Here is a 13,550-nt window from a genome sequence, read left to right as displayed (position 1 = left end):
CTAAATCAAAACCAAGATTTAGAGGGAGCTTCTAACTGCTTCATATAGATTAAAGTTCAACCTATATTACTAGGTCAGTTTACAAGATGTTTGGCTTTTAAATTTTGCTCCTAATAGCTTAGGATACCCTTAATCTTGAAGGATTGTCCACAAATCCATTATCTCTCGCCTCTTTGATAGGTCTGAGAATACATTTATCGTTATGGTATTTACGAAGTATATTAAAACTACCATTCTGATCAGCATTAATTAATAGGCCCTCGTTATTTTTAAAGAGACCTCTAGTAATTCTTCTGGATTTATCATAGTTACTTTTATTTATTTTTTCCAGATCTACTGAATAGCGGCCAAATCGAATACGGTCATACTAAAGCTTTCCTTGCGTATTATAAATTAAAAGCTTTAGTGACTTTCACATTATATTTAGATTGTATCTTTTTAGATAAGGATAAGAGTAATTTGTTATCTTTAATTCTAACAGCTAAATTGGTAAAAATTATTTCACAGGGATTACTGTTCATATGTTTAAAATTAGGTGACCCTGGCTGCCCCTTATATTTTTGAGGATTCTTTTTATAATCTTTGAGAGAATTAAAAAAACTTTTCCAGTCCTGAGCTAAATGCTTTAATGCCTGCTGTCTGTTATGGGAGTGAAGGTAGTCATTATGCCAGTTATTTTTATATCTAGTTTCTAATTCAGTATAGACAGCTTTTACATCTTTATTGTTTTTAACCTGATAATTAACTGTATTATATAATTTAGAGCAATGCCAGGCTAATTCATTAATTATTACTAATTGCTTATGGCTTAATTTAGGCTTGAATTTAAATGATAATCGCATTGATTTTTCACCTCCATCCTACTATAATTATATCATACATATGTTTGCTTGTAAAAGAAAAAATGGAGGTTTGATCTTTATGAGTAGAGACTTAAATAACAATTATCATTCTGTTTATAGTCTACAATATCATTATTGTATCTTCTGGTGATGCTGCTATTGAGACAATTAAAAAGTATATTGAAAATCAGAATAAATAGCCAATTTATCTCCACCCAATGCATAGCTTGGATGGAGTTTTCTTGGCAGTTTTAGATAAAAATGAAATGATAAGCAAAATAAACATGATGATATATAAATATTGCATAAATCGCCCCTCCTTTATGCTAAATTTAGTGAGGTAAAATTGCTTATTCTAAAGACAGAGAAAAAACTTCAGTCATCAACTCAATAAATTCATCTGCTAACTCTGGATCAAACTGACTGCCAGAATTTTTCCTTATTTCTTCTAAAGCTTTTTCAGCTGAGATAGCCCTGTTGTATGAACTTTCATTTACCATTACATCATAAGCATCAACAATTGATATTATGCGGGCTAAATAGGGGATTTCTTCACCTTTTAACCCCTGTGGATAACCCTTCCCATCCCAGTTTTCGTGATGAGATAATATATCCTCTGCTATTAAAACCAATTCTTCAGAGGCAGAAGCGATTTTATATCCCTTTTCTGAATGTTTTTTAACTAACTCCCATTCTTTATCAGTTAGTTGTCCAGGTTTAGTTAAGATATTTTCTGGGATTGTAGTTTTACCAATATCATGCATGGTGGCTAACAACGAAAGTCTGTTAAGCTCAGAATAAGTTAGTTTCAATTTATTGCCAAATTTAAGCGCTAAATTCCGCATTCTTAAAGAATGTTCTTGAGTTTCATTGCTTTTTGCACTGAGGCTGTTTAATAATCCCTGGACTATCTTGCTTTTAGTACTCCTACTTTCTGATAATTTGTTCTGATACATATTGTCATCTGCTTTTTTGAGTACCTGATTTATTGATTCTGCCGGGTCTTCTTTAGTAGCTGAACCAAGAGCTATAGAGATCGGAATATTCTCTTTATTATTTGCATTTTTAACTTCAGCTTTAATTCTTTTTATTATTTTGTTTAACTGCTCATTATCGGTCTTAGGCAGCAGAACAGCAAATTCATCCCCACCCTGACGAGCAACTATATCTTCTTTTCGTATAGAGCTTTCTAAAATTTCTGCTGTCTTTTTTAATAATTCATCACCTTTTTCATGACCATAACTGTCATTGATAAGTTTTAGGCCATTCAAGTCAGCCATTATAATACTAATTGGCAGCTGTCTTTTGGTATCCAGTCTGTGCAGCTCTTCTTCAAAAAACCTCCGATTATATAAATTAGTTAAGCTGTCATGAAAAGATTTATATTCTAGTTCTTTTTGATAATAAAGCTTGTCTAAAGCTGCTTTAGTGCTCCCGATAAGAATCTCAGCAAGTTCTAAATCTTTTTGATTAAAATCATTTATCTCTGTAGATATAGCCTGGAAAAAACCGGTATCCTTCATTGGGATAGTAATTCCTGATTTATACTTTTTCTCGGTTGGCTTTGCATCTGGATCTTTAGCCGTATTTAAAGTAAGATAGCTTTCATTATTTTTAAATGCCTTACCAGCAATTCCATAATCTAGAGGCAGGGTTTTTGTTTCCATTATTTCAGAAGCTGCTGTTGGAACAAATTGATCGTTTTTAAGCAGGCTAACATGACACAAATCAAAATCTAATATTTCTCTGGCTGACTCAATGGTTTTCAGGCAGATTTCTTTTTCACTATCAAGCTTTTGTAAACCAATAGTAGCACTGTGAAGTTCTTTGATGATCTGCTCCTGTTTTTTCTGCTCTGAAATATCAATATCAATTCCAAACATTTTGTATGGACTACCATCATCTGTCCAGGAAATAACTTTACCCAGTCCGAGCATCCAGATCCAATGACCTGCTTTATGTTTCATTCGTGCTTCCACATTGTAGGATTCTGCTTCTCCCCTAAAATGCTTTTTAAAAGCCTTTTTACATTTTTTTAAATCATCTGGATGAACTAGATTTTTCCAGTTATTTATAGTTGTTAAATCAATTTCTTCCAGTTCATATCCAAGCAGTTCTGCCCATTTTTGATTGCAAAAAGCTTCTCCTGTCTGAAGATTCAACTCCCAGGTACCCGAGTTAGTACCTTCAATAATCCAGTTTAACCTGTCTTTCTGTTTTTTAAGTTTTTCTTCCTGTTTTTTTCTTTCCGTTATATCTAATGCTGTACAGACAACATACTCTACTTCCCCATTTTTATTAATTTTTGGGGTTTTAGTTACAGCAAAAAGTCTGTTTTCACCTTCACGATTATTGATCAATTCTTCTGTTTCTATTTTCTCTTTTTTCTGGAATACTTTTTTATTACCCATTATGCAAATCTCAGTTTCTTCTTCGGAATAAAAATTACTTATTTTCTTATGTTCTATCTCTGACTTCTCAAATCCCAAAAAATCAGCATGAGCCTCATTTACCGGCCCATAAGTTTCAGGATCTTTTAGATACCAGATTTGAGTTTCAATATTTTCTAATAGAATTTCCTGCTTTTCATTCTTTACTTTCAACTTATCTTTTTCTTCTTTAATATTTAAATGTCTATTTATTCTTGCCATAATTTCATTTTCGTTAAAAGGTTTAGTGATATAATCTACAGCACCTAACTCAAAAGCTCTTGCTTTTTGCTCTGCCTTATTTAGAGAACTGATAAAGATTACCGGAATATCTCGGTTACTGTTTTTTGTTTTTAAGTTTTCGTAAACTTCAAAAGCATTTTTTCCAGAAAGTTCGTTTTCCAATAATATTAAATCTATTTGCTCTTTAGAAGTGATATCTAATCCATCCTGATAACAGCCTGCTAATTCTACTTGATAATTTCCCTGTTTTAAAATCTGTCTTAATTTATCAAAACTTTTGTCATTATCATCTAAAATAAGGCTTATCACTTTATTCCCCATCATTTCTCACTTCCTCAAATTATTTTAATATTATTTTCCAACATAACAATTTAGCAGATACAAATTTTTACTTAATTTATTCAATTTCAGAATAATTTAACTATTGCTATTATTTTAACAAATTAGAAGACACAAATCAATTAGCTGATAATATATTCTATATTTCCAAAAAAAGTTGATATATTAATTCTATGTCAGTTCTTACTGTTAAAGCCATTTACTGCAGCTGAACTTTTGACATTTTAATCATATTAATTATAATTATAATTGATAAAGATTTTAATTAAACTATAAGGGGGGATTTGATGAACGAAAAAAATGAAAACCATGGATTTGATAGAAAAATTGTCGGAGTAACTTTAGATACTGATAATGGTATAAATAGACAAAAATTGTTAAAGGTATCAAAACCTGGAGATGAATTATTTTTAATCCCTTCAGTTAATGAATATAAAAAACCTGTTTTAAAAGTAATAAGCAAACCTTTGAATGAACAACTTGGATGGCTCGAAATCTCAAAGGCAGAAAGCATTTACAAGTGGATCCAGGATGGTAATCAATATAAGGCTGAAATATCAGAAATTATTGAAAAAGATAATGAAAGCAAAACCCTAGAATGTGAGGTATATATTGAGAAAAATATACAAAAAGTAAATAAAAAATCAATAAATAAGAAAGTTGCAACGAATTTCAAAGCCAAAAAGCCTGCAGACTTTTTGACTTATAAAATGCATAAAGCTTCTGATAAAATAAAAAGTGTTGCTTGCTTATTAACTGTTTTTATCATCAGTCCTCTTCTTTTAACAATGCTTTTAGGTTCTTCTGGTTTTGGAATAAGTATTGTTATAATTATTTTATATTTTAGCAGCAAATATGAAAGTGTTTAATAAAACATCTACAAAATTTTACTCTTTTAATTTTCTAAATATAAAATAAATAAACCATCAAAGATGCAGTAAAAATATAGATCAATGTCAGAAAACCTCCTGCTTTTAGATAATCACTGCTCTTATAATCACCGGCCGACATAAAGAAGGCATTAACCTGGTGGGTTGGCAGTATAAAGGAATTAGAGGCTGAAACTGCAGCAAGCAGAGCAAGCCCTCGGGGATCGATCCCGATTTGTCTGCCGATTATCATTACAAGTGGAACCAGCACAACTGATGCAGCAACATTTGACATAAATAATGTAAAAATGCTGGCCAGCAGTGCCACTGCTAAAAGTATTAAAAAAACCGGGCCATCTTTAAGCGGCATAATCATCAAATTAGCCAGATATTGAGCAGCACCGGTATTCTCCATAGCTACACCAAGAGGAATCAAACCTGTCAGTAAAAAAACAGTTTTCCAGTCAACTGCCTCATAAATTTCGTCAATCTTTAAAATCCCCGATAATATGATAAGCACTGCTCCAGTAAAGAAAGCAAGACCCAGATTAAAACCAAGGATTATCAATAAAATAGAAAGCAAAAATGCTCCTACTGCAAAAAGCGGTTTATTTCCTTCAGATTTTTTGGGAGGTAAAGCAGTCAGAAGAATTAGACCTTTTTCAGACTCCAATAGTCTGATATTTTCATTGGGACCATAGACAACCAGGGTATCCCCTGCCTGTAAAGTAACATCAGAAAAATCAGAACTAATTTCTTTTTCTCCTCTGATTAGATGAACAGGATTAACATAGTAATTTTTTCTAAGTGCAATCTCTCTGATAGATTTTCCAGCCAGATCTGAGCGAGGGGTTAACATCAGCTCAGCAAAAGCTGTATTCTCCAATTTAGGATGATCCAAATAATCACTGTATTCTTTTTCAAGGGTTAAATTGTAGTCTTTACCAAAAGCATTTAGATTATCTTTATCTCCCATGATAATCAATTCCTGGCCAGCAGAAAATCTGGTGAACCGCCAGGGAGCATAGGAAATATCACCATCTTCTCTTAAAGCAAGAAGATAGAGATTATAATCAGACCAGAGATTTGTTTCTTCCAGGGTATTAATTAAAAGATTACAGCCTTCTGGAACTCTATATGTATACACAGTAGTTGATATTTCCCAGGCTGTAATCAATTTCTGCTGTTTTTCTAAAAATCCTTCTTCCTCTTTTTTATCTGCTGAAAGCAGTTTGCCACCAAAAAAATAAAAATATATAATTCCTAATAATAAAACCGCAAGCCCAATTGGAAACACAGCAAAAAGATTAAAGGGCTCTGCATTCTGCTGAAGTAAAAGGTCATTGAGGATAATTAGATTTCCAGCACCAACCATAGTTAGGTTACCACCAAGAATAACAGCAAATCCAACCGGCATCAAAACTCTTTTTAAAGGCAGATTAAGTTTTCTAGTTATCTTCCTGACTATAGGTAAAAACAAAGCTATAACACCGATATTTTGCATTAAACTAGAGATTGCACCTGCAGCTAAAGAAAGAATAACTGTCAGCCTCTTTTCTTCTCTGCCTGAAGCCGACATCAAGGGCCGGGTTATTTTCTGCATAACTCCAGACTGGTCCAGACCATAACCAATTATCATTACTGCGATTACAGCTATAACAGCATTACTGGATAGGCCAGAAAAAGCTTCAGCTGGTGTAACAAGACCAGTCCAGCCCAGAGTTAACATTACCAGAATCGCAATAATATCTACCCGAAAAGCTTCAGTTACAAATAATATGATTGTAGTCAACAGAATCATTAAGGTTAAAGCTATATCAAAATTCATCTTAAAACCCTATGCCTTCAAGCCAGACTAAAAATATAATAATCACAGCTGATAGGGGAATGATAATCTTCCAGTGATTAATCTTAAGTAGCTCAGGCAATGTATTCACTTTAAAGGTATTCTTATCTATTGAATCACTAAATTTCTCATAAAAGGCTGCAAAAAAGAATGAACCTGTAACTATCCCTAAAAGTCCAGGGATAAGAGCATCTATACTGCCCTGACCAATGGCTCCAGCAATAGTACCCGGACAATAGCCAAGCAGAGCAAAACCGGCACCAAAAATCAAACCTCCTGGGATAGTCCGCCTTAGAGAACCGGATTTAGGTTTCAGCTCAATAATGTTTCTCTCACTTAAAAAATGAACACCGATCATTCCTACAACTACAGCCGTTAAAATTATCTTGGCTACAGTAAAATCTTCTAAAAGCAGCTGACCAACCAATACATTATAATCTGTTACTCCACCGCGCTGCAGAAAAAAACCAAAAACAATTCCCGTGCCAAGTCCCTTCATCAATCTAAGCTTACTTTCCATTTATATTCACCTGCCCCATTAAAGTATTAAAAGTGCAGTTACAACTCCACCAACAAAAAAAGAAATCAGGCTTATCCAGCTGGCAATACTCAACTGAAGAGCACCACTGATCCCATGACCACTTGTACAGCCACCTGCCCAGCGAGCACCAAAACCTAATAAAATACCACCTGAAAAAGCAGAAAATATCCTGCCCAGTATATTCTGATTCAAGATAGACTCAAAATCTGTCAGAGGTATAAAAGTTAAACTGAACTGCCCAGAAAGTACTGCTGAAATAAAGCTGCCAATGACTATTCCGATCACCAGCATAATCTGCCATTCCAGTACAGGTTTATACTGTTTGTAATATTTCCAGTCATAAACTTTATCTCCAAGAAAGAGAGCTCCTAATCTAGAGGAAACTCTGGCATAGGAAGTAGAAGTTCCTAAAGGTTTTTTAGAAATAATAAAGGATAACCAGCTTAACACACCTATGAAAGTACCCACAAGATATGGTGACCAGCGTCCTGCAAAAATCAACTGAGTCATAAATATCATCTCCTTTCATATAATGATATTTAATTAAAGCAATTAATGCAAGTAAAATGAAAACAATCCAACAGCAATCTCAATATCCAGCTCTAATAATGAGAGAAGTGATATTTTTATAATATCGGTCAAGCTAATGCTGAATTTCTTTTTTTCTGCTAAAGTTTTTTAAAATTGCTGACGAATTGATATAATTTTTCCTTATTATACTTTTAATGTAAATTTTAAGTTGCTTAAATTATATCATAAAAGCTAAATTAATAAAAACTTATGGTTCTTAAAAAATTAAAAGCTCAAATTTAGGTACATATTGAACTTAAAAAAGCGCTATCCTAAGGGAAGAGCGCTTTTATGATTTACATTTTATCAAATTGATTTTTCTAGACAAAACAATGTATAAAATCATTTATGTTTTGAAATGTAAATTCCATCTTTAAATAATTTTATACCGGCATAAAGAATAATGAAAAACTCTAACCTTCCTAAAAACATACCAATAGTTTGAGTCCAGATGATACCTGTTGGTGCTTCTGGAGAAATTAGACCAATTGAAAGCCCAACAGTTCCCAGAGCAGAACCAAACTCAAACATGCTTTCTAATAAAGAATATCCATAAGCTGTATGTATTGCCACTCCGACAAAAAAGGTAAACAAATACAAAATTATATAATTGGCTACATCTTTTACATGCTGATCTTTTACATAAAATTTATTTTCTCCCCGCCAGAGATAATTGCTGCTTACACTTCTCCTTGGCAAAAATTGTTCTTTAATTTCCCAGTAAATTGATTTGAAAATTAGATAAATTCTGTACTGCTTAATACCACCCGCAGTTGATCCTGTTCCACCACCTACCAGCATAATCAAAACTATAATAAAGATAGCAAAAACCGGCCAACCAGCAAATGCAATAGTTGAAAAACCTGTTGTTGATAAAGCAGTAATTATCTGGAAAAAAGTAATCCTAAAATTCTCACTTAACCTGGGATATAAAGCATTTAATGAGAAAAACATTAAAATTGGTGTTAGTAGAGTAAATAAAGTAATCATCAGACGAATTTCTGCATTTTTAAAAAATGTCTTTATTTTACCTTTAATCAATGTATAGTGAGTTGCAAAATTGATAGTTCCTAAAAACATTAAAACAATTGTTACAACTTCGATAGAAAGACTGTTATAATGACCTATACTGTCGACTTGAGTAGAAAATCCACCGGTAGAAATTACTGCCATAGAATGATTAATTGAATCAAACAAAGGCATCCCGGCAATATAATAAAGGAAAATACCGGCTGCAGTATAAAAAGTATAGATTTTCATTATCATCATTGTTGATCTTTTTACATGAGGTAAAAGTTTGTCACTTCTTGCTTCTGCAATATAAAGCCCCATTCCATGTACAGGCAGCAGTGATGACAGTGCAATTACTGCCAGACTAGCTCCACCAAAAAACTGCATAATCGAGCGCCAGATTAAAATTAATTTAGGAGCTGTGGTAACATCAACAAGTGATAATCCAGTTGTTGTCCAGCCACTTACCACCTCAAAAATCGAATGAGTCCAGCTCATATTTAAGATCGTTACAAACGGTATTGCAGAAAAAAATATTGCTCCCAGCCAGGAAAATATAACAATTATACTTCCCTCATTTAAAGATAATTCTACATTCTCTGTCTGATATTTACTTCCATAAATAAATAATATTAATCCTGTCAGTATTGAAAGTCCACCTGCCAGCAAAAAGTGGGGAGCAAGCATACTTTCTTCTGGATAAGCCAGCAAAAATAAAAGAGGAGAAAGTATAGCAGCACCGGCAAAAATAATTATAATGCCGGTATATTTTGAAATTAAATAGTAACGAGAAATAAGCAACTTTTTATATTTCATTTTATTCTTCACCACCAAAAACTTCAATAGCTTTTGCCTGTTCTTCTGGCAGAGAAATTATAACTATTTTGTCTCTAGCCTGTATCTTCGTACCGCCTCTAGGAATAGAAATATCTCCATCCCTAACAATACCACCTAAAACAATAGTGAGGGGGAGGTCTATTTCTTTAATTTCTTTTCCCACAGCTTCGGAATCAGGGGACACCTCAACCTGAAAGATACTTAATTTTCCCTCTTCAATCATTGTCAGGTTACTTACATCTTCTGAAATTACAGTCTGTTCTATTATTGAACTAATTAAATCAGTGATGTTAAATATACCTGTGACCCCTAAGATATTAAATAATTCCACATTATCTGGACTATTTACCAGAGCTGTAGTTCTATCTACACCGAAATAATCCATTGCCATCTTACATATAAAAAGATTAGTTTGATCTTTCTGGGTTAAGGAAACTAAGTTATCTGCCTGATAGGCACCGGCGTCTTCTAAAACTTTTTGATCAGTTGCATCACCAAAAACTACTGTCGCATTTATTTCTCTAGCTAAATCTTCAGCAAGCTTTTTATCTTTATTGATAATAGTTACAAAATGGCCCTTAGAAATTAATTTTTTGGCAAGATGATAAATTAATTTTCCTCCCCCAATCATTATGATTTCCATAGCTATCTCATCCCTTCTCACTCAATTTTATTTATCATGTTTTCAGCTAAAAGAGATATCTGAGAAAATATCTCAAATCGGTCTTCATTTTCATACATCTTCTCTACTGCTGGATCTATAGTTCTAACCATAATCCTGGGTACATCAAAATTAACCCTGGCCATTTGAGACACAAGATAGTTTATCTGGTCATCTCCAGTGCTGACTATTAACAAATCTGCTGATTCTATTTTACCTTCAATTAATACATCTCTTTCAGCAGCATCACCTTCTATTTCAAAGCCGGAAAAATCAACAGGCAGATTAGAAAATGAAGTTTGATTTTTTTCTATAACAACGACTTCATTTCCAGAACGAGAAAGCTTACCCGCCAGCAAAGAACCTGTACGACCACAACCTACAATAACAATAAACATCTATTGCTCCTCCTCATCATCTCCAAGATTTAATTCATCAAGATCAACTGCACCCATACTCTCTCCTGCTCTTTCGATGTTTTCATTTGCAGGTTTATAACCAGGATTGAGTGCCAGAGCTGCTCTGTACATTTTCATTGCTTCTCCCTGTTTGTGCTGCATCTCATAGATGATTCCAAGAAGATTGAAAGGTTCAGGTTTCTCAGAGTTTAAAGATGTAGCCTGCTGCAGCATTTCTTTTGCCTTTGAGAAATCTCTTTTATTAATTGCATTTTTTGCCAGCATTATATATTCTTCAAAACTTTCTACTTCTTTTTCACTATTTTCTACTTCATACCTTTCAAAAACATCCTCAACAATACCAATAATCTCTTCTGGCTTAAATGGTTTGCGCAGATAATCAACAGCCCCTAATTTAAGAGTTTCAACTGCTGTTTCAACACTACCATAACCCGTTATCAAAATTATTTTAGTTTTAATTCCCTCATTTTTTACCTCTTTTAAAAACTGGATCCCATCCATTCCTGGCATTTTCATATCAAGCAGCACCACTGGTATTTCTTCTTCTTTTAATTTGGAAAGTCCATCCTCTCCATTCACAGCTGTTTCGACTTCATAACCTGCATTAGAAAGGGCCTTTTTTAAAGTTAAACGAATATTCTTTTCATCATCAACAATTAAGATTTTATTTTTCATTATCATCTTCCTCCTTTATTTCTATATTATTATTATTTTCTTCTACTGCTGTTAGTAAATTATCCTGACTGATAGGTTTAACTAAAAAATCCTCAGCACCTGAAGAAATAGCTTTTTGAACATCGTCTTCTTCAGACAGGGCAGATAATATAATTACTGGTATATCCACAGTTGCTGAATCACTTTTTAAAGCTTCTAGCACTAAAAAACCATTCATTTTCGGCAGTCTTAAATCGAGTAATATTAAATCAGGGCCTATATCATTCGCTTTATCAACTGCTTCAACTCCGTTAACAGCATAATCTACCTCAAAACCAGCTTTTTCCAGACATTTACCAACAACCAGTCTAATATTTTTTTCGTCATCTACTACTAGAATTTTACTCATTATCTTCCTCCTGATAGCCATATCTTGGAATGTAAAATGAAAAGGTAGAGCCTTCTCCTTCTTCGCTATCAAACCAGATCCTACCATTATGGGCCGTAATTATCTCTTTTGCAATAGCCAGGCCAAGACCAGTTCCACTCTTTTCGTCCTGATCATTACCTGTCCTCACAAATTTCTCAAATATTTTTGCCTGATATTCTTTTGGAATTCCCGGGCCATTATCTGCTACAGAAACCAAAACCCTTCTACCTTTAATTTCTGCATCTACTTCTATTTTACCCTGTTCAGCATAACGAAGTGCATTTCCAATCAAATTAGAAATAACCCAGCTGATTTTTGAAGGATCTGCATAGGCAAAAACATTTTCCTCTGACTGCTTAAATTTAAGCTCTATATCTTTTTCTTCTGCCTGTTTAAAGAATGGATTTAGTGTTTTTTCAATAATATCATTGACATCAACCTTATCAAATTCCATTTCAATTTTACCGGATTCAATTTTTGAGAGATCAAGTAGATCATTAACCAGTTCTGTTAGCCGCTCAACATCTTCATAAGCAGCTTCTAACAATTCATGCTGCTCCTCATTTAATTCTCCAGTATCTTCATTAATTACCATACTTAATCCCATATTCATAGATGTAAGAGGTGTTCTAAATTCATGAGATACAGTAGAAACAAACTCAGATTTCATATTATCAATTTCTTTTAATCGAGTAATATCTTCTAAGAGGGTAACAGTAAATTGATATTCTTCATCTTCATCAATTACCTGTTTAGTAGAAATCCTATAATGTCTTTTTTTATCGTTTTTCTTTAAGATAAAAGTTTTTTCTTCTTTAGCTTCAGGATTTTTAATATGTTCAAAAATTTCTTCTGCTTTTATAACTTTTAAAAAGTGAGTCCCAACAACGTCATTTTTTAGTGAAAATAATTCTCTAGCGGTTTCGTTAATTAAAACAATTTTATGCTCAATATCTGTAACTATTAAAGGACTGCTCAGATTATTTACTACTGCTTCTGATTTTTCTTTTTCTATCAATAATTTTTTTACATTTAATTTTTCATATTCCTGCAATTTTGAAATCATTTCATTAAATTCATCAGCCAGAACACCAATCTCATCTTCAGAAGCGACTTCAACTTTCTGCTGAAAATTTCTTGCAGCTACTTCTTTAATACCTTTTCCCAGTTCTTTAATTGGCCGCAATATCTGTTTTGTAAGATGAAAGGCAAAAATAAGCGAGAAAACTGTGACCAATAACGCAAGTACAATTGTATAGATTATTGCCTGGTTGGCTCTAGAGTCAGCACCTAGCTGAGCATTTACCATTTCCTCACGGTTTATTTCTCTAAGTTCTCGAATATCTTCTTTTATTTCTGTAAAAGTAGGTAGGAGTTCTTCATTATATATTTCCCAGCGTTCTCCTGTTTCGTCTGTTCCAGGTGAAGCAATAAAAAAATTATCAAAGCTTGTAATAAAATTAAAATAGTTATCATTTATCCTGGACAAGATTTCTCCTTCACCCTCAATTGTAATATTATCTTCTGCTCTGGCCAGCCAGGTGTAAAATTCCTTTTGATTGCTTCTAAATATTTCCTGACCCTGATCTTCAGGTGCTCGAATTAATAATAGTAAAGCACTATCCTGACGCTCTAGTGCCTCAACCATAGCATCACTGGCTGTAATACTTCTATAGTTTTCCACCATAATATCATTGATAGCATTTGAAAGAATTTCAAAGTTATAAATACTCCAGACTACAACTCCAGCTATAATGATTATCATCACTGCAAAACCAAGGAGCATTTTACCCTTTAAAGTTTTAATATTCATTTTTTACACTCCTAAATAATATATTTTTCTTTAAATATAATTAAAA

At 33.2% G+C, this 13,550-nt stretch carries 12 protein-coding genes; 1 reads left to right on the top strand and 11 read right to left on the bottom strand.

Annotation, left to right across the window (positions count from 1 at the left end; genetic code table 11):
* Positions 1-386: 386 nt before the first annotated feature.
* A complete protein-coding gene (locus tag HALSA_RS12970) occupies positions 387-842 on the bottom strand; it encodes a hypothetical protein (RefSeq protein ID WP_041595794.1) in 456 nt (151 codons plus the stop codon).
* 350 nt (positions 843-1,192) lie between these two features.
* Complete coding sequence (locus HALSA_RS12415) at positions 1,193-3,838, bottom strand: diguanylate cyclase (RefSeq protein ID WP_013405586.1); 2,646 nt, start codon at positions 3,836-3,838, stop codon at positions 1,193-1,195.
* Between the two features lie 302 nt (positions 3,839-4,140).
* Between HALSA_RS12415 and HALSA_RS05370 the strand changes: the two genes are divergently transcribed.
* On the top strand, positions 4,141-4,722 hold the full coding sequence (locus HALSA_RS05370) for a hypothetical protein (RefSeq protein WP_013405585.1): 582 nt from the start codon (positions 4,141-4,143) through the stop codon (positions 4,720-4,722).
* A gap of 34 nt (positions 4,723-4,756) precedes the next feature.
* Here HALSA_RS05370 and HALSA_RS05365 read toward each other — a convergent pair whose 3' ends face one another.
* The 9 genes from HALSA_RS05365 to HALSA_RS05325 all read right to left on the bottom strand — a co-directional run bounded on the left by HALSA_RS05365 (position 4,757) and on the right by HALSA_RS05325 (position 13,504).
* A complete protein-coding gene (locus HALSA_RS05365) occupies positions 4,757-6,550 on the bottom strand; it encodes an SLC13 family permease (RefSeq protein ID WP_013405584.1) in 1,794 nt (597 codons plus the stop codon).
* A 1-nt stretch (position 6,551) separates the two neighbouring features.
* Entirely contained in the window at positions 6,552-7,088 is a 537-nt protein-coding gene (locus HALSA_RS05360) for a DUF6691 family protein (protein WP_013405583.1), read from the bottom strand.
* An 18-nt stretch (positions 7,089-7,106) separates the two neighbouring features.
* Positions 7,107-7,619 carry a YeeE/YedE thiosulfate transporter family protein gene (locus HALSA_RS05355; protein WP_013405582.1) on the bottom strand — a complete coding sequence of 171 codons (513 nt, stop codon included), beginning with the start codon at positions 7,617-7,619 and terminating at the stop codon, positions 7,107-7,109.
* A gap of 402 nt (positions 7,620-8,021) precedes the next feature.
* Positions 8,022-9,506 carry a TrkH family potassium uptake protein gene (locus HALSA_RS05350; RefSeq protein ID WP_013405581.1) on the bottom strand — a complete coding sequence of 495 codons (1,485 nt, stop codon included), beginning with the start codon at positions 9,504-9,506 and terminating at the stop codon, positions 8,022-8,024.
* A 1-nt stretch (position 9,507) separates the two neighbouring features.
* A complete protein-coding gene (locus HALSA_RS05345) occupies positions 9,508-10,170 on the bottom strand; it encodes a potassium channel family protein (protein ID WP_013405580.1) in 663 nt (220 codons plus the stop codon).
* A 17-nt stretch (positions 10,171-10,187) separates the two neighbouring features.
* Entirely contained in the window at positions 10,188-10,586 is a 399-nt protein-coding gene (locus HALSA_RS05340) for a potassium channel family protein (RefSeq protein WP_013405579.1), read from the bottom strand.
* Entirely contained in the window at positions 10,587-11,282 is a 696-nt protein-coding gene (locus HALSA_RS05335) for a response regulator (protein ID WP_013405578.1), read from the bottom strand.
* On the bottom strand, positions 11,272-11,670 hold the full coding sequence (locus HALSA_RS05330) for a response regulator (protein WP_013405577.1): 399 nt from the start codon (positions 11,668-11,670) through the stop codon (positions 11,272-11,274). Before HALSA_RS05330 ends, HALSA_RS05335 begins: the two co-directional genes overlap by 11 nt.
* Positions 11,663-13,504, bottom strand: coding sequence for a HAMP domain-containing sensor histidine kinase (locus HALSA_RS05325; protein ID WP_013405576.1), 1,842 nt, complete (start codon positions 13,502-13,504; stop codon positions 11,663-11,665). Before HALSA_RS05325 ends, HALSA_RS05330 begins: the two co-directional genes overlap by 8 nt.
* Positions 13,505-13,550: the final 46 nt, after the last annotated feature.

This window comes from Halanaerobium hydrogeniformans (assembly GCF_000166415.1).
Lineage (GTDB): Bacteria > Bacillota > Halanaerobiia > Halanaerobiales > Halanaerobiaceae > Halanaerobium > Halanaerobium hydrogeniformans.
Note: the sequence above shows the minus strand (reverse complement) of the source record. Positions and strands in the feature narration are given on the sequence as shown.